The sequence below is a fragment of the Vogesella margarita genome (assembly GCF_028548475.1).
GTDB lineage: Bacteria > Pseudomonadota > Gammaproteobacteria > Burkholderiales > Chromobacteriaceae > Vogesella > Vogesella margarita.
This window is the reverse complement of record NZ_JAQQLE010000012.1, coordinates 41,708-58,335: the sequence shown is the minus strand read 5'-3', so window position 1 is coordinate 58,335 and position 16,628 is coordinate 41,708. Positions and strand designations below refer to the sequence as shown.

The 16,628-nt window shown below is 64.6% G+C and carries 20 protein-coding genes; 9 read left to right on the top strand and 11 right to left on the bottom strand.

Annotated features, from left to right (window positions below; all coding sequences use genetic code 11):
* Positions 1–79: 79 nt before the first annotated feature.
* The 4 genes from PQU96_RS13060 to moaC form a co-directional block, all read right to left on the bottom strand.
* Positions 80–241: a hypothetical protein gene (locus PQU96_RS13060; protein ID WP_308446627.1), complete on the bottom strand. Its 162-nt coding sequence runs from the start codon at positions 239–241 to the stop codon at positions 80–82.
* A gap of 213 nt (positions 242–454) precedes the next feature.
* On the bottom strand, positions 455–1,108 hold the full coding sequence (locus tag PQU96_RS13055) for a response regulator (RefSeq protein WP_272772841.1): 654 nt from the start codon (positions 1,106–1,108) through the stop codon (positions 455–457).
* Positions 1,105–3,006 (bottom strand): type IV pili methyl-accepting chemotaxis transducer N-terminal domain-containing protein, encoded by a 1,902-nt coding sequence (locus tag PQU96_RS13050; protein WP_272772839.1) that lies wholly within the window; start codon positions 3,004–3,006, stop codon positions 1,105–1,107. Before PQU96_RS13050 ends, PQU96_RS13055 begins: the two co-directional genes overlap by 4 nt.
* A gap of 23 nt (positions 3,007–3,029) precedes the next feature.
* Positions 3,030–3,536: a cyclic pyranopterin monophosphate synthase MoaC gene (moaC, locus tag PQU96_RS13045; protein ID WP_272772837.1), complete on the bottom strand. Its 507-nt coding sequence runs from the start codon at positions 3,534–3,536 to the stop codon at positions 3,030–3,032.
* Positions 3,537–3,613: 77 nt separating this feature from the next.
* Between moaC and mobB the strand changes: the two genes are divergently transcribed.
* From mobB to mobA, 4 genes are read left to right on the top strand one after another with little or no spacing between them, the layout of a single operon-like run.
* On the top strand, positions 3,614–4,108 hold the full coding sequence (mobB, locus tag PQU96_RS13040) for a molybdopterin-guanine dinucleotide biosynthesis protein B (RefSeq protein WP_272772836.1): 495 nt from the start codon (positions 3,614–3,616) through the stop codon (positions 4,106–4,108).
* The gene (locus PQU96_RS13035) at positions 4,105–4,356 is read left to right on the top strand and encodes a MoaD/ThiS family protein (protein WP_272772835.1); all 252 of its coding nucleotides are present in this window, start codon (positions 4,105–4,107) and stop codon (positions 4,354–4,356) included. The genes mobB and PQU96_RS13035 overlap by 4 nt, the downstream gene beginning before the upstream one ends.
* A gap of 1 nt (position 4,357) precedes the next feature.
* Positions 4,358–4,819, top strand: a complete 462-nt coding sequence (locus PQU96_RS13030) for a molybdenum cofactor biosynthesis protein MoaE (protein WP_272772833.1) — start codon at positions 4,358–4,360, stop codon at positions 4,817–4,819.
* Complete coding sequence (gene mobA, locus PQU96_RS13025) at positions 4,812–5,399, top strand: molybdenum cofactor guanylyltransferase MobA (RefSeq protein ID WP_272772832.1); 588 nt, start codon at positions 4,812–4,814, stop codon at positions 5,397–5,399. Before PQU96_RS13030 ends, mobA begins: the two co-directional genes overlap by 8 nt.
* A gap of 279 nt (positions 5,400–5,678) precedes the next feature.
* On the opposite strand, the gene PQU96_RS13020 is transcribed toward mobA, so the two are convergent.
* Both PQU96_RS13020 and moaA read right to left on the bottom strand, forming a co-directional pair.
* Complete coding sequence (locus PQU96_RS13020) at positions 5,679–6,323, bottom strand: carbonic anhydrase (protein ID WP_272772830.1); 645 nt, start codon at positions 6,321–6,323, stop codon at positions 5,679–5,681.
* A gap of 1 nt (position 6,324) precedes the next feature.
* Positions 6,325–7,299, bottom strand: coding sequence for a GTP 3',8-cyclase MoaA (gene moaA, locus PQU96_RS13015; protein ID WP_272772829.1), 975 nt, complete (start codon positions 7,297–7,299; stop codon positions 6,325–6,327).
* Between the two features lie 282 nt (positions 7,300–7,581).
* On the opposite strand from moaA, the gene PQU96_RS13010 reads away from it, so the two are divergent.
* The gene (locus PQU96_RS13010) at positions 7,582–8,631 is read left to right on the top strand and encodes a DNA-binding protein (RefSeq protein WP_272772828.1); all 1,050 of its coding nucleotides are present in this window, start codon (positions 7,582–7,584) and stop codon (positions 8,629–8,631) included.
* Here the strand turns inward: PQU96_RS13010 and msrC are convergent.
* From msrC to PQU96_RS12985, 5 genes are all read right to left on the bottom strand, one after another.
* Positions 8,609–9,109 (bottom strand): free L-methionine (R)-S-oxide reductase MsrC, encoded by a 501-nt coding sequence (gene msrC / locus PQU96_RS13005; RefSeq protein ID WP_272772827.1) that lies wholly within the window; start codon positions 9,107–9,109, stop codon positions 8,609–8,611. The two genes, PQU96_RS13010 and msrC, sit on opposite strands and share 23 nt — an antisense overlap.
* Before the next feature lie 100 nt (positions 9,110–9,209).
* Positions 9,210–9,947, bottom strand: a complete 738-nt coding sequence (locus PQU96_RS13000; RefSeq protein WP_272772826.1) for a beta-ketoacyl-ACP reductase — start codon at positions 9,945–9,947, stop codon at positions 9,210–9,212.
* Between the two features lie 126 nt (positions 9,948–10,073).
* Positions 10,074–10,940 carry a ribosome small subunit-dependent GTPase A gene (rsgA, locus tag PQU96_RS12995; RefSeq protein ID WP_272772825.1) on the bottom strand — a complete coding sequence of 289 codons (867 nt, stop codon included), beginning with the start codon at positions 10,938–10,940 and terminating at the stop codon, positions 10,074–10,076.
* Positions 10,937–11,263, bottom strand: a complete 327-nt coding sequence (locus PQU96_RS12990) for a 4a-hydroxytetrahydrobiopterin dehydratase (RefSeq protein WP_272772823.1) — start codon at positions 11,261–11,263, stop codon at positions 10,937–10,939. Before PQU96_RS12990 ends, rsgA begins: the two co-directional genes overlap by 4 nt.
* A complete protein-coding gene (locus PQU96_RS12985) occupies positions 11,260–12,504 on the bottom strand; it encodes a M48 family metallopeptidase (RefSeq protein ID WP_272772822.1) in 1,245 nt (414 codons plus the stop codon). The genes PQU96_RS12990 and PQU96_RS12985 overlap by 4 nt, the downstream gene beginning before the upstream one ends.
* Positions 12,505–12,572: 68 nt before the next feature.
* On the opposite strand from PQU96_RS12985, the gene orn reads away from it, so the two are divergent.
* From orn to PQU96_RS12965, 4 genes are all read left to right on the top strand, one after another.
* Complete coding sequence (gene orn / locus PQU96_RS12980; protein ID WP_189373527.1) at positions 12,573–13,118, top strand: oligoribonuclease; 546 nt, start codon at positions 12,573–12,575, stop codon at positions 13,116–13,118.
* Between the two features lie 34 nt (positions 13,119–13,152).
* Positions 13,153–14,802, top strand: a complete 1,650-nt coding sequence (gene pgi, locus PQU96_RS12975) for a glucose-6-phosphate isomerase (RefSeq protein ID WP_272772915.1) — start codon at positions 13,153–13,155, stop codon at positions 14,800–14,802.
* Positions 14,795–15,280, top strand: coding sequence for a CinA family protein (locus PQU96_RS12970; protein ID WP_272772821.1), 486 nt, complete (start codon positions 14,795–14,797; stop codon positions 15,278–15,280). Before pgi ends, PQU96_RS12970 begins: the two co-directional genes overlap by 8 nt.
* Positions 15,281–15,525: 245 nt before the next feature.
* Positions 15,526–16,524, top strand: a complete 999-nt coding sequence (locus tag PQU96_RS12965) for a BMP family lipoprotein (protein WP_272772820.1) — start codon at positions 15,526–15,528, stop codon at positions 16,522–16,524.
* Positions 16,525–16,628 lie beyond the last annotated feature (104 nt).

The window sequence follows — 16,628 nt, the reverse complement described above, 5'->3', positions numbered from 1 at the left end:
GTGTATGTTTGTAAAATATGTATGAAACTACGCTTCATGATGCAGTTTGAATCATAACTGTTGTAACTTATGGCTGCAATCAAACTACTGATAACCAGTACTTGGCAAAGGCGGTGTTGAAATCCTGGTACAGCTCGCGTGTCGGGTCGTAGGACACGTTCAGCAGGCTGACGTCGGCGTAGGCGAAGCTGGCGCTGCCCAGCAGCAGGGCGGTGATGATCTGGCGGGACGGGAACGACATGATGGTTTCCTTGTGTGCGTGCAGTGATGGCACCACTGTAGCGGGTGCCTTTATGCAAACAAACCAAGAAAACCTGTATTGCTAATCGCGTTTGGCGATATGGAAGATGCGCTGCCAGCTTGGTTGCAGTGCACCGACACTCGTCACGCCGGTGCTGCCACTGTCTGGTGTTGAGCTGCGGGGTTTTCGAACGTGGCACCCGCGCGGTCAGCCTCAGGCCTTGTCCAGGCCGTGCTCCACCGCGTATACAGCCGCCTGCACCCGGCTGCTCAGGCTCAGTTTGCGCAGGATGTTCTGCACGTGCACCTTGATGGTGCTCTCCGCCAGGTCCAGCGCGCGGGCGATTTCCTTGTTGCTGGCGCCGGAGGCAAGGTAGCTGAGCGTTTCGCGCTCGCGCGGCGTCAGGCTGTCCAGCTCCAGGTTGCGCGGCGCGGCTACCGGCGCGCGCAGGCGCGCCACCAGCTTGGCGGTCATCTCCGGTGACAGCACGCTGTCGCCGTCCACCGCACGGCGGATACTGGTCAGCAGGAAATCGGCGTTGATGTTCTTCAGCAGGTAGCCGCGCGCGCCGCTCTTCATGCACTCGGCGAGGTCTTCGCCGTCCTCGGACACGGTCAGCATCAGCACCGCCAGCTGCGGCTGGGTGACCAGGATCTGCGACAGCGCGTCGCGGCCGTGCATCACCGGCATGTCCAGGTCCAGCAGCACCACGTCGGGCTTGAGCTGTTCGGCCAGCTTGACGCCTTCCAGTCCGTCGGCGGCCTCGCCGACGATGTCGAAATCGGGCTGGCGCTGCAGCAGCGCCTTGAGGCCGCTGCGGAACAGGGTGTGGTCGTCTACCAGCAGGATGCGGATGGTCTGGGTCATGCGGCTTGTCTTTCTGTGTGCGGCAGGGTGAGGGTGACGGTGGTGCCGCCGCCTACTCGGTTTTCGATCTGGATGCGGGCGTTGATGCGCGATGCCCGCTCTTGCATGATGGACAGCCCGACGTGTCGCGCCTGGCGCGCGGCTAGTACCGCGGCATCAAAGCCGCAGCCGTCATCGCTGATGCGCATCACGAAGTCGTCGTGGTTGTCGATGTCGATGTCGACGCGGTGCGCCTGTGCGTGCTTGCGTACGTTGGACAGCGCCTCCTGCAGGATGAAGATTACCTGCAGCTGCTGTTCCGGGTTCAGCGGCAGGCCGTTGCCGCGCAGCTGGTACTGGGTCAGCACCCGCGCCTGCTGTTCGAAGCGCTTGAGCAGGGTGTTGACCGCGTCGGGGAAGTCTTCCTTGCTGATGCGGGTGCGGAAGTTGAGCAGCAGTTCGCGCACGTCCTCGTAGCATTCCTGCACCCCGGTCTTGATGAAGGCCAGGTTTTCGCGCGCCTGCTCGTCCTGGGTGTCACCAAGCGCGCTCTCCAGCATCTGCACCTGCAGGTTGAGGAAGGACAAGGACTGCGCGATGCTGTCGTGCAGGCCCTGCGCCATCAGGTTGCGCTCTTCCGACACCGCAAACTGGCGGTCGCGGGCGGCGAGGCGCAGGTTCTCGATGGCGACCCCAAGGTGGCTGCCCAGCGTCTCGATCAGGAACTGTTCCTGTGCGCTGAGGCGGGTGTCGTCACGGAAATAGAGAGTGAAGATGCCGACGTTCTGCTGGTTGACGCGGATGTGGAAGATCGACACGCAGCGGAAGCCGGCGCGCTCGCAGTGTTTCTGTTCCTTTTGCGGCAGTTCGCGGAACAGGCGGATCACCGAGCTGGGCTGCTCGACGGCGGCGCCGCAGTAGCAGCTGTCGATGTGGGCACAGTCGTGGGTGTGGATCATCCCCTCCGGCAGGCCGATCTGCGCCACCGGCTCCAGCTTGCCGCGCTTGCTGTCGACGATGCGCACGCTGGCGGCGTCGGCATGGGTCAGCTGGATCAGGCGTTCGATGAAGCCCTTGCACATGGTGTTGAGGTCGTGCGATTCGTGCAGGTAGGCGGTGACGCCGTACAGCGCGGTCAGCTGGCGGTTTTTCTCGTCCAGCGAGCGCGTCTTGTCACGCACCTTGTCTTCCAGCGTTGTGTACAGCTCCTGCAGGCGGCCGGCCATCTGGTTGAAGCCGGCGGACAGGATGGCGAATTCGTCGTTGCCGATCACCGGCACCCGTGCCGACAGCTCGCCGTCACGCACCTGCACGATGGCGTCACCCAGCTCGTTCAGCGGGCGGATGATCAGCAGGAACATCAGGTACATCATGGTGATGGCGCCGATGATGGCCATCGCCATCAGCGTCATCTGGAAGAAACGCAGCAGCGTGGTATTGCGCGCGTTGTCTTCTTCCACCAGCCGCACCAGCTTGTCGATGCGATTGACGAAGGCGCCCAGGTCGACGCGGGTGGTGTTGCGGCGCGGGTCGAGCTGCGCCTGCTCCATTTTCGGCAGCATCTCGTGCTGCCAGTAGTTGGCGATTTCCGCCGCCTGCGAGCGCACTTCGGCGTTGTCGGGCAGGAACAGCGGCCGCGCCGGGTCGCCCTTGCGCAGTCGCGCCATGGTGTCGCTGAACTGGACGGCTTCCTGCTGGATCTGGGCCGGGTCGGCGCCTTCGCTGACCAGCAGCGCGACGCGGTAGCTGCGCATGCGCAGGCTGCCGGCGTCGTTGATGGCGGCAGCGCCGCCTTCCAGTTTCCACGACAGCACCAGGGTGTAGCCGATGGAGGTCATCGCCAGCACCAGCCAGACGATGGTCAGGATCAGCAGCTTGCTGGACAAGCTGCGAACGGAGGGAGGGGCGGGCAGGGGCATGGCTTAGGTCGTCCGGCGTATGGTCAGCACTGGCCGCGCGGCGCAGAATTGTCGCTGTCGGCTTGCCAGTGGCCGCTCTTGCCGCCCTGTTTTTCCAGCAGGCGCACGCCGTCGATCTGCATGCCGCGGTCTACTGCCTTGAGCATGTCGTAGACGGTGAGCAGGCCGGCCATCACGCCGCTGAGCGCTTCCATTTCCACACCGGTACGGCCCACGGTCTCGCTGGTGACGAAAATGTCCACCCGTGACAGCGCCTCATCCACGCTAAAATCGACGTTGACGCGGGTCAGCGCCAGCGGGTGGCACAGCGGGATCAGGTTCGCGGTTTGCTTGGTGCCCTGGATGGCGGCCAGGCGGGCGATGCCGATGACGTCGCCCTTCTTGGCGTTGCCGCCCTGCAGCAGCGCGAAGGTGGCCGGCAGCATGGTGATGTGGCCGGTGGCCACCGCCACGCGACGGGTTTCCGGCTTGTCGCCGACGTCGACCATGTGGGCCTGGCCGGCAGCATTGAAATGGGTAAGCGGATTCATCTGGATCATCGGGAGTGGAGTCTGGTTGAACGATAGCGCCGTATGGCGTAGACCACAATCCACCAAAGGGAGAGGGTATGCAAAAAGTGCTGGGCATTGCCGGCTGGTCCGGCAGTGGCAAAACCACGCTGATCGGCGCGATGTTGCCGCTGCTGGCCGCGCGCGGACTGACGGTGTCGGTGATCAAGCACAGCCATCACGACATCGAGCTGGACGTGGCCGGCAAGGACAGCCAGCGCCACCGCGCCAGCGGCGCGCACGAGGTGATGGTGGTGTCGCCCTACCGCTTCGGCCTGTTTGCCGAGACGCCGCAGCCGCTGACGCTAGAACAGCAGCTGTCAAGGTTGGCCGCAGTCGACCTCGTGCTGCTGGAAGGCCAGAAAACGCTGCCGGTGCCGCGCATCGAGGTGCACCGAAGTGCCTGCGCCAAGCCGTGGCTGTACCCGGACGACCCGTTCGTGATCGCGCTGGCCAGCGACTGCGCCACCGAAACCGATTTGCCGCAATTGCCGCTGGACGACCACGCCGCGATTGCCGATTTTATTGCCAACTGGCTGAAGGATTCTGCATGAGCATCACGCTACTGTATTTTGGTGTTCTCAAGGACACGCTGGGCTGCAGCACGGAAACGCTGGCCTGGGACGGCGGCACCACCGCCACCTTGCTAGACCTGCTGCGCGGCCGCGGCGAGGACTGGGCGCTGGCGCTGGCACCGGGCAAGGTGTTCCGCCTGGTGGTCAACCAGCAGATCGTGCGCGGCGACGCGGCGATCCCGGAGGGTGCCGAAGTCGGCATCCTGCCGCCCGTGACCGGGGGCTGACATGTACTGCGACATCACCGTACAAACCGCCACCTTCGACCTTGGCGCCGAAGAGCTGGCGCTGCGCGCGCAAGCCGGCGACGCCGGGGCGCTGGTGGCCTTCCAGGGCATGGTGCGCGCCCACGACGAAGCCGTGCCGCTCGCGGCGCTGTTTCTCGAACACTATCCCGGCGTGACCGAGGCCGAAATCCGCCGCATCGCCGAGCAGGCCGCCGCGCGTTGGCCAGTGAGCGCCTGTCGCGTCATCCATCGCGTCGGGGCGCTGGCGCCGGGCGAGCCCATCGTGCTGGTGCTCATCGCCGCCGGCCACCGCGCTGGCGCCTTTGCCGCCGCCGAATACCTGATGGACTACCTGAAGACGCAGGCGCCGTTCTGGAAGCGCGAGGATTTTGTCGACGGCAGCAGCCGCTGGGTCGAAGCCAAGGCCAGCGACGACGCGGCATGCGGGCGCTGGCATGACTGAACAGGTGGCAGTGCTGCTGCTGGCCGGGGGTGAAGGTCGGCGCATGGGCGGACAGGACAAGGGCTTGCTGCCGTGGTGCGGCCAACCTTTATACCGCCACGTGCTGACACGGCTGGCGCCGCAGGCCGGCTGGCTGGCGATCAGCGCCAACCGCCATCTGGACGACTACGCCGTCAGCGGCCACGCCGTATTCGCCGACGAGGCGGCCTGGCAGGGCATGGGGCCGCTGGCTGGGGTCGCCACCCTGGCGGACAAGCTGCCGGACGGCATCGACTACGTGCAGCTGGTGCCGTGCGACGCGCCTTTGCTGCCGGCCGATCTGGTGGCGCGTCAACTGGCCGTTCTGCAGGCGGAGCGTCGCGCCGACGCCTGCTGTCCCTACACCATCAACGGCCCGCAGCCGGTGTGTGCGCTGCTGCGCCGCAGCGCGCTGGCGCGACTGCCGGACTATCTTGCCGGCGGCGGCCGCAGCCTGCGCGGTTTTCTCGCGCTGCTGGATTGCCGCATCGTCAATTTCGACGACACCCGCGCCTTCAGCAATCTCAACGATCCACAGTCGCTGGCGAGCCTTGGCCAGTAATCTTGCACGCTCCGGTAATACATTGTGGCCAACCTTGCACAAGGTTGGCCGCAATGTATTACCGGCATCGGTTTGCCGCTTGTCTCGGAATCGGGCGCCGCGGTGATTTTCTGCTGAAATCGTCGCGTGAGCCTGATCGTATCGCGCCGATCACTATCGCGTGGCGATCAAGGCAAGGACTGACGGTGAACGAGGTATTTTTCTTTCAAGCCGGATTTGTTTGTGGCAGACGCAAAAAAGGCGCCACGAGGGCGCCATGTCGCATGCAAGGAACGGGGCTTATTGCTGGCCGAGCGGGCAGACCAGCGGCATGAACTGGTTGGACGGTGCGTCCAGCCCCCACAGCGTGCCGTCGTTAAGATCGAAATACCAGCCGTCGAGGGCGACTTCGCCGACTTTCACCTTGTCGGCCAGCCACGGATAGGTCAGCAGGTTGTTGAGTGACACCAGGATGCCGGCCTGCTCGCAACGACGCAGGCGGGTGGCCTCGTCCTCGGCCGCGTGGTGGCGGTAGACCAGCTCGCGCGCTGGGGCGGCGATGTCCAGCCAGCGCGTCAATGCACTGTCCTGGGGCGTGCTGCGCTGCATTAGTGCACGAATGCCCCCGCAACCGGCATGGCCCATCACGATGATGCGGGCCACCTGCAGGTTGAGCACCGCGAACTCCAGCGCCGCGGCGACGCTGGCGTGCTGGTTGTCCGGCGAACAGGGCGGCACCAGGTTGGCCACGTTGCGGATCACGAACATCTCGCCGGGCTGGCTGCCCATCAGCGCCGGCGGATGCACGCGCGAATCGCAACAGGCGATCACCAGCGTGACCGGGTGCTGGCCGTGGCGCAGCGCGGCAAACAGGTCGTTGTCGGGAGAGAAATACTGCTGCTGGAAACGGCGGAAACCTTCCAGCAGCGGGTCGGCCAGTGGCATGTCAGCCTCCGGTCATCGACATGAAGCGCACGATGCGCGTCGGTTGCTCGAGGAATTCGTGCTTTTCCGGCTTCAGCTCGATGGCGTCGCGGATCGCGGCCTCCAGCTCGGCATCGCTACAGCCGGCACGCAGCAGCGGGCGCAACTCGAAGCGTTCTTCCTGCCCCAGGCACATGTACAGCGTGCCATCCACCGACAACCGCACGCGGTTGCAGCTGGCACAGAAGTGCTGCGAGATCGGGGTGATCAGGCCGAGGGTGAAGCGGCCGTCCGGCGTGCGCCAGTAGCGGGCCGGGCCGCCGCCCAGCGGCTGGTCCGATGGCAGCAGGCCGAAGCGCGGCTGCAGCTGTGCCAGCAGCTTCTGCAGGTCGAGGCCGGCGGTGTGCTGGCCGGTGCTACCCATCGGCATCGCCTCGATCAGGCGCAGGATGAAGCCGTGCTCGATACAGAACGCCACCATGGCCTCGATGTCGCCATCGTTGACGCCCTGCATCGGCACCATGTTGATCTTGATGCTGTCGAAACCGACCTGGCTGGCGCTGGCGAGGCCGGACAGCACCTTGTCCAGGCAGTCGCTGCCGGTGATGCGGCTGACGCAGTCGTCGCGCAGCGAATCGAGGCTGACATTGATGCGGTTGACGCCGGCGTCGCGCAGCGCCTGCGCCTGCAGGCTGAGCTGGGTGGCGTTGGTGGTCAGCGACAGGTCGTCGACGCCTTCCAGCGCCGACAGGCTGGCGGCTAGCGCGGGCAGGTTACGGCGCAGCAGCGGCTCGCCGCCGGTGAGGCGGAAGCGGCGGGTGCCCAGGCGGCTGAACGCGGCGACCACGCGGGTGATCTCGTCGAAGGTCAGCCAGTTGCTCGGTTCCTCAAAGCCCTTGAAGCCTTTGGGGATGCAATAGGTACAGCGCAGGTCGCAGCGATCGGTGACTGAAATGCGCAGGTAGTCGATGGTGCGGCCGAAACGGTCTGACAACATGCCGCGTCCTTCCGTGAAGTGGGGGGTATGACTCATTCTACTCACTAGCAAACAGCCTGCCAGCCACACAAAGCATTATTGCGGCTAGATCGTAAGAACTAGGGCGGCGCCCTGACACTTGGTCGTGGCAGGGCGCCGCCGCTTACAGTGCGCGGTGAAACGGTGTGCTTGCCGGCTGGCGGCACTGGCCGCAGCAGGGCTGGCAGTGTTATAAGCTCCGCTACGGAAATCGGCGTGTCGTGCCGACGCGAAACAAGGCAGACAGCCAGCAGGAAAACAATCATGGATATTCATACACGAGTGCGCGACGTGGCGCTGGAACTGGTTGGCGCCGGCGTGTGGCCGACGGTGCAGGAGGTGCGCACGCGGCTGGGCACCGGCTCCAACACCACCATCAACAATACCCTACGCCAGTGGCGTCAGGAATTCCTCGGCAAGATGGCGACCAGTGCCCGCCACCCGGACTGGTCTCCAGCGTTGGCGCAGGCCTTTGCCCAGATCTGGCAGCAGGCCTGCGGCGAGGCGGAGCAGAATCTGGCCGGCTTGCGCGAAGAGGCGCAACAGGAGGTGGCGCGACTGGTTTCCGAGCTGGCCCAGGCACAGCGCGAACTGGTTACCGCCATCGAGCAGCAACAGGTGTTAAGCCGGCGCTGCGACAACGCCGAGCAGGCGCGGCAGCAGCTGGCCGCCAGCCTGACGCAGTTGCAGCAGGCGCTGGCGGTACAGGAGGCACGTGCCCTCGCCAGCGAAGCGGCATTGCAGGAGGCGCGCAGCCAGATCGTCGCCACCCAGCAGGCCGCCGACCAGCGCGTCGAGGCGCTGGAAGCACGTCATGCAGAGCAATTGCAGCAATTGCAGCAGGATGGCGAGCGGCGCGAGGCGCTGGCCTACGAGCGACTGGAAGGTGTGCGACTCCAGCTGTACCAGCAGGTGGAGGACGAGCGCACGCTGCTGCGTCAGCGCGAACAGCAGTGGCAGGCAGAACGGCAACAGCAGGCGCAGCAGCTGGCAGTGCTGCGCGACAACAGCCAGCAGCAGCTGGCGCAACGCGCGCAGGAGAATGGCAGGTTGGCCGCAGAGCTGGCGGCGCTGCAGGAACGGCTGACGGAAAGCGAGGCGGCACGGCAGCAGTGGCAGCAACGTCACGCCGAGCTGGCAGCGACGGCGCAGCAGCAAGGTGCAACCCTGCAGCAGCTGCAGCAGGAGCAGGCGCTACTGCTGCAGCATCGCCTGCCGCACCTGCTGTTGTGGCTGCAGGCCGAGCAGGCGCAGCTGGGGGCGATGCCGGCGGCGCAGCTGGCGGAACAGGTCAGGCGATTGCTGGCGGGTTGAACAGCTTGCCCAGCGCCGCACACACCGGCTCCAGGTAGCGCTGATCCAGCTCGCTGAACTGCGCCAGTTCGCTGGCGTCGATGTCCAGCACCGCCACCACCGTGCCGGCGGCATCGCACACTGGCAGCACGATCTCGGAGCGCGCCGCCGACGAGCAGGCGATATGGCCGGGGAAGGCGTCCACATCCGGTACGATCAGCGTCTTAGCCTGCGCCCACGCACTGCCGCACACGCCGCGGCCTTTCGGGATGCGGGTGCAGGCGATCGGCCCCTGGAACGGCCCCAGCACCAGTTGCTCGCCCTTGACCAGGTAGAAGCCGGTCCACAGCCAGTTGAAGGTCTGCTGGATCGCGGCGCTGCAGTTGGCCATGGCGGCGACGATGTCGCTCTCGGATTCGATCAGTGCCAGCACCTGCGGTAACAGGGCCTGGTATTGCGCCTCGCGCGAGCCTTCGGCGATCAGCAGCTGTTCTGCCATGACAGGACTCCATCAGTGTAAAAAGGGGAACGCAGCATAGCAAAAAAGCCGGGAATGCATCCCGGCTTTTTGCGTGCGGCCAACCTTGCGGCGGTCGCGCTTACATCATGTGCTGACCGCCGTTGATGGCGAAGTCGGCACCGGTCATGAAACCGGCCAGATCGGAGGCCAGGTAGTTGACCAGGCCGGCGATCTCTTGCGGCTGACCCAGACGACCGACCGGGATCTGCGCGATGATCTTGTTACGCACGTCCTCCGGCACGGCCATCACCATGTCGGTGCCGATGTAACCCGGGCTGATGGTGTTGACCGTCACGCCCTTGCGGGCCACTTCCTGCGCCAGTGCCATGGTGAAGCCGTGCATGCCGGCCTTGGCGGCGGAGTAGTTGGTCTGGCCGAACTGGCCTTTCTGGCCGTTGATCGACGAGATGTTGATCACGCGACCGAAACCGCGCTCCAGCATCGATTCCACGACCGGTTTGCACACGTTGAACACGGAGTCGAGGTTGGTGCCGATGACGGCGTCCCAGTCAGCCTTGCCCAGCTTGCGGAAGGTGGCGTCGCGGGTGATACCGGCATTGTTGACCAGCACGTCGACCGGACCGAGCTTTTCGGTGATGGCGGCAACAGCCTGCTGGCACGAGTCGAAGTCGCTGACGTCACACTGGAAGGCGTGGAAGTCGTAACCCTGTTCTTTCATGTCCGCAAGCCAAGCCTGTTCCTTGCCCGGTTTGCTGTAGGTGGTGGCCACGATATGGCCGCTGTCGGCCAGTGCCTTGCAGATGGCGGTGCCGATGCCACCCATGCCCCCGGTAACCAATGCGATTCGCTTGCTCATGATGCTGACTCCTAGTCTTTATTGTCGGAATGAGGGGGATGCTAACGCCCCCTTGTTGTCATTTCATGACAGATTAGGGTTATCGCCAGCAAATGTAAACGGATTGTGACGCAAAAGTTTTATTCATTAGGCATTAACAAGCTGATTAGTCAGCTTCTGCAATAAGGCCAGCCGGGCCGGGCGGATGCGGCCTTCATCGCAGGCGCCCTTGATCGCGCAATTGGGCTCGGCGCGGTGGGTGCAATTGTGAAAGCGGCAGTGGCCGATATAGGGACGCATTTCCGGGAACAGGCCGGCCAGCTCGGTGGCGGCAAGGTGGCTGAGGCCAAACTCCTGCAAGCCGGGCGAATCGATCAGGTGGCTGTCGTCGTCCAGATGGTAGAGCGCGGCGTGGGTGGTGGTGTGGCGGCCGGCGTCCAGTGCGATGGAAATATCGCCGACGCGCGCCTCGGCGGCAGGCAGCAACGCATTGGTCAGCGTCGACTTGCCCATGCCGGACTGTCCGACAAAAACCGAGGTCTGGCCCTTGACCAGCGGCAGCAGCTCGTTGATGTCGTGCAGGGCGCTGACCGTGACCAGGGTGTAGCCCAGTTCGCGGTAGGGCTGCAGCTTGGCCAGCCAGTCGGCGGTTTCCGGCAGGTCGCACTTGTTGACAAGGATGATGGGCTCGATGTCGGCGGCCTCGGCGGCCAGCAGGCAGCGGTTGAGCAGCTCTTCGCTGGGCGTGGGGACGGCGGCAGTGACGAACACGATGCGCGTCACGTTGGCCGCAATCAGCTTGGTGCGCCAGTCATCCTGGCGGTAGAGCAGGCTCTTGCGCTCGCAGGCCTGCTCGATCACCGCTTGTTCGCCGTTGATGACCGACAGCTCGACGTGGTCGCCGCAGGCGTAGTCGACGCGCTTGCCGCGGGTGGTGCAATCGTACTGGCGGCCGTCACATTCGACGATGAAGCGGCGGCCGTAACTGCGGATGATCTGACCTTGCTGCTTCATTTGCCGGCCGCCAGTGCTTCGGTCTTGGCGGCACAGATGAAGTCGTTGAGGGTCAGACCACCGGCGTCGTGGGTGCTGAAGCGGACCACGGTGCGGTTGTAGTGCACCGACAGGTCGGGGTGGTGATCCTGCTGGTGGGCGATGAAGGCCAGCGCGTTGACGAAGGCCATGGTGCGGTAGTAGTCGTCGAAGCGGAAGGTCTTGACCAATTCGATGCCTTCTACTGCCCAGCCGTCGAGGTGGGTCAGCAGCTCGGTACGGGCCTGTTCGCTGAGGGCGTGCAGGCCGTGCTGGGCCTCGCAGTGCATGTGTTGCAGATTCATTGTGCTTGTCTTTCCAGGTGGGCGATGCGCAGGCTCGCCGGTGGATGGGAGTCGTAAAAGCGCGAGTGTAGCGGGTCTGGCGTCAGTGTGCTGGCATTGTCACGGTACAGTTTGACCAGTGCGCTGACGAGCTCGCGGGCGCTGCTGTGGCGGGCAGCGAAGTCGTCTGCCTGGTATTCGTGGCGCCGCGACAGCTGACTGAACAGCGGCGTCAGCGGGAAGGTGTAGGCCGGCGCTGCCAGCATGAACAGCACCAGTCCCAGCGCTGGCACCGCATCAACAACGCCCAGGCCGCTGTAGAACGCCGGCAGTGTCAGCAGCCAGCCGAGCAAGGCCAGGCTAAGGAAGGACAGCAGAAAGGTGGTGGCGATGCGCTGGCGGATGTGGCCGTGCTTGAAGTGGCCCAGCTCGTGCGCCAGTACTGCCTCCATCTCGCCTTCGTCCAGCTGGGTGAGCAGGGTATCGAAGAACACGATGCGCTTGGTTTTGCCAAAGCCGGTGAAGTAGGCGTTGCCGTGGCTGGAGCGGCGCGAGCCGTCCATCACGAACACGCCGTCGCTGTGAAAGCCGGTGCGTGCCAGCAGGTCGTCGATGCGCTGGCGCAGCGCCGGATCGGCCAGCGGCGTGAAACGGTTGAAGCGCGGCGCGATTAGTGTCGGGTACGCCCAAAGCATCGCCAGGCTGAATAGCGTCCAGCTGCACCACACCCACAGCCATGCCCAGTCGCCGGCGGCCTGTAGCAGCCACAGGATCAGCGTAACCAGCGGCGCGCCGACGATGACGGCCAGCACGCCGCCCTTGGCCAGGTCGACGAGGTAGAGCGGCCAGCTGGTGCGGTTGAAGCCGAAGCGTTTCTCGATGGCGAAGGTGCGATAGAGGCTGAACGGCAGGCCGAGCACGCTGCTGAGCAGGGCCAGCACGCCGATCAGCGCCACACCCTGCCACAGGCCGGCGAGCCCGATGCCGGCCAGCTGCTGCCACAGCCACTGCAGGCCGCCGCCCAGCGTCAGCGCCAGCAGCAGCGCGCTGTCGGCGAGCGCCTGCCACTGACCGGGGCGCTGTCGTGCCACGCAGTAGTCGGCGGCCAGCTGGTGCTGCTGTAGCGTGATGCGGTCACGGAAGGCTGGCGGCACCTTGTCCGCATGTTGCTGCACATGGCGGATCTGCCGTTGCGACAGGTAGAGCCGCAGCGTCAGCGACAGCAGTACGGCGAACAGGAAAGACCAGGTGAATAAATTCATGGCGAGCCGGGTTTGCCCAAGGGCGGTTATTAAAGGAAAATGCCTGCATTTCGTTAGAGACAAGCATTATGCCGCAAGATCCCAAGCATCTCATCTGGCTGGACATGGAAATGACCGGGCTGGAACCGGACACCGACCGCATCATCGAAATCGCGATGGTGGTCACCGACAGCGAACTGAACGTGGTCGCCGAGTCGCCAGTGCTGGTCGTGCACCAGAGCGACGAAACGTTGGCCGCAATGGACGAGTGGAACACCAATACCCACGGCAAGACCGGGCTCACCGCTCGCGTCAAGGCCTCGACGCTGAGCGAGGCTGAGGCCGAACAGCAGCTGCTGGCCTTCCTGCAGGAGCACATCGCCAAGGGCGTGTCGCCGATGTGCGGCAACTCCATCGGCCAGGATCGCCGCTTCATGGCGCGCTGGATGCCGGAGCTGGAGCGCTACTTCCACTACCGCAACCTCGACGTGTCCACGCTGAAGGAGCTGTGCAAGCGCTGGCGCCCGGACATCGCCAAGGGCGTGGTGAAGAAGGGCAAGCACGAGGCGCTGGCGGACATCCTCGAATCGATCGAGGAGCTGCGCTATTACCGCGAACACTTCCTCAAAGTGTAAGGCGATGCCCGGGATGAGCAGTTTCCTCGAGCAGATGGCGCGCCAGCGCCACGCCGCGATCAACAGCACGCCGGTGTGGGCGCGCCTGCACCAGCACCAGCGCGCCACCCGCCACGTGCACATGCGCGAGCTGTTCGAGCAGGACCCGCAGCGCTTTGACCGCTATTCGCTGGAGCTGGACGGCCTGCTCTTGGACTACTCCAAGAACCGCATCACCGACCGCACCCTTGAACTGCTGCTGGAACTGGCCGATGCGGCCAACCTTGGGCAGTGGCTGCAGTGGATGCGCGATGGCGAACGCATCAATGTCAGCGAACAGCGTGCGGTGCTGCACACCGCGCTGCGCCAGCCGGCCGGCAGCCGCGTGCTGCTGGACGGTGTCAACGTGGTGGACGAGGTGCAGGACGTGCTGGCTGCGTGCAGCCGCTTTGCAGAAGCGGTGCGCGGCGGCGACTGGCGCGGTCATGACGGCCAAGCCATCCGTGACGTGGTCAATATCGGCATCGGCGGCTCCGACCTGGGGCCGCTGATGGTGCACGAGGCGCTGCGTCCGTACTGCAAGCCGGGGCTGAATGTCCACTTCGTGTCCAATGTCGACGGCCAGCATCTGGCACAAACGCTGGAACAGTGCCAGCCGGCGACCACGCTGTTCATCGTCGCCTCCAAGTCGTTCACCACCCCGGAAACGCTGCTCAACGCCCACGCCGCCCGTCGCTGGCTGGTGGCGGCCGCCGGCGACGCGGCGGTGGCGCGGCACTTCGTCGCGATCTCGACAAATCGTCCGGCGGTACAGGCTTTCGGCATCGATGTGGCCAACATGTTTGGCTTCTGGGACTGGGTCGGCGGCCGCTACTCGGTGTGGTCGGCGATCGGGCTGCCGGTGATGCTGGCGATCGGGCCGGAGCAGTTCCGCCAGTTCCTGGCCGGCGGCGCGGCGATGGACGAACACTTCTTCAGTGCGCCTTTCGCGCGCAACATGCCGGTACTCCTGGCGCTGCTCGGCATCTGGTACAACACCTTCTATGGTGCGCACACCCACGCCATCATGCCCTACGACCACGGCCTGCGCCGGCTGCCGGCGCACCTGCAGCAGCTGGACATGGAGTCCAACGGCAAGCGCGTCGGGCGTTGCGGCGAGCGGCTGGATTTCGACACCGGCCCGGTGATCTGGGGCGAGGAGGGCGTCAACAGCCAGCATGCCTTCTTCCAGCTCTTGCACCAGGGCACGCGCCTGGTGCCCTGCGACTTCATCCTGCCGCTGAACACGCACTACCCGCAGGGCGACCAGCATCGCGTGCTGGTCGCCAATTGCCTGGCACAGACCGAGGCGCTGATGCGCGGCAAGAGCGAGGCCGAGGTGCTGCGCGAGCTTGCCCACCTGCCGGGCGACGAGCTGGACATGCTGCTGCCGCAGAAGCTGTTCCCCGGCAACCAACCGTCCAACACCCTGGCCCTCGACCGGCTGACGCCCTATACACTAGGCATGCTGCTGGCGCTGTACGAGCACAAGGTGTTCGTGCAGGGCGTGATCTGGGGGGTCAACTCCTTCGACCAGTGGGGCGTGGAGTACGGCAAACAGTTGGCCGCACAGCTGCTGGCGGAGATGGATGGCAAGGCCTCTGCCGCCCACGACGCCTCCACCTGCGGCCTGATGCGACATTTCCAGGAGCGCTTTCATGGATGAATTTCAGCTAGCGACCCGCCTGGGCGAATTGCTGCTGGCGCGCGACGAAAGGGTGACCACCGCCGAGTCCTGTACCGGCGGCGGCGTCGCACAGGCGATTACCGCCGTTGCCGGCAGTTCCGGCTGGTTCGACATGGCCATCGTCAGCTACAGCAATGACGCCAAGCAGCGCCTGTTGGGAGTGCCGCCACAGCTGTTGCTGCAGCATGGCGCGGTCAGCGAGCCGGTGGCGGCGGCGATGGCCAGCGGTGCGCTACGTCTGGCCGATTGCCACTGGGCGCTGGCGGTCAGCGGCATCGCCGGCCCCGGCGGCGGCAGTGCCGACAAGCCGGTCGGCACCGTTTGTTTCGCGCTGGCCGGGCTTTCGCTACCGCAACCACTGACATACACGCAACACTTTGCCGGCGATCGCGCCGCCATCCGCCAGCAGTCGGTGTGCAGCGCGCTGTCTGCACTTTGCACGCAATTGGCGCTATGAATGTGGCGTGGCGGCCGCGCCGTTTTACGCATTGCGCGTAATCTGTCCGGTGCGGCCGTTTTTTTGCTAATAACTTTTTGTCGCTGTGCTTATAATCTCGCCCCTGTCGCAAAGCAGCCGCCCGCTGACTGGCGCCGGCTGTTGCAGCTGCTGACATGCACAACGAATGGCACGTCCATGCCAAACCGATTACGGTTACCATGACCCGTTCGTTGTAACTACACGCACATTGAGGGAAACATCTCATGCACATTTCCAAAACACGAGGTATTGCCGCTGCTGTCATGCTGATGACGGCATCCGCAAGCTGGGCATTCGTACCGGCCGTGGTGTACGACCAGGCCGGCAAGTTTGACAAGAGCTTCAACGAGGCAGCCTACACCGGCGCCGAACGCTTCAAGAAGGCCACCGGCATCGCCTACCGCGAAGCCCAGATCGCCAACGAAGCGCAAAAGGAACAGGTGCTGCGCAACCTGGCACGTCGCAACGTCGACCTGATCGTGGCCGTGGGTTTCTCCTTCACCCAAGCGGTGCAGACCGTTGCCGCCGAATTCCCGAAAGTGAAGTTCACCATCGTTGACGACGTGGCCAAGGGCGCCAACGTGCAGTCGATCGTGTTCAAGGAACAGGAAGGCTCCTACCTCGTCGGCATGGCGGCCGGCATGGCCTCCAAGTCGAAGAAGGTCGGCTTCATCGGCGGCATGGACGTGCCGCTGATCCGCGCCTTCGGCTGCGGCTACGCCCAGGGTGCCAAGGCGGCGGATAAGAAGGTGGAAGTGATTTCCAACATGACCGGCACCACACCGCAGGCGTTCAACGATCCAGCCCGCGGCGGCGAGCTGGCGCGCAGCCAGTTTGACCGTGGCGTGGACGTGGTCTTCCACGCCGCTGGTGGCACCGGCATGGGCGTGCTGCAGGCAGCCAAGGACAAGAACAAGCTGGGCATCGGCGTGGATTCCAACCAAAACCACCTGTTCCCGGGCTTCGTGCTGACCTCGATGCTCAAACGCGTCGACAATGCCGTCTACAGCATCATGATGTCCGGCAAGGACAACAGCTGGAAACCGGGCCTCGTGACCATGGGCCTGAAGGAAGGCGGCGTGGATTGGGCTGTAGATGCCAACAACCGCAAGCTGATCTCCAAGGACATGGAAGCCAAGATCACCCAGGCCAAGAAAGATATCGTGGCCGGCAAGATCAAGGTGGTCGACTACCGTGCCGGCAACCGCTGCCCGGTACAGTAATCCTTCTTTATTAATCGTCTGAATCCCGGACGGCGCGCGCGGCAAGCAGGTTTCCTGCTTGCCGCGCGCTTTCGTATCCTGCCGTTTGGCAGGCCATACCGGGA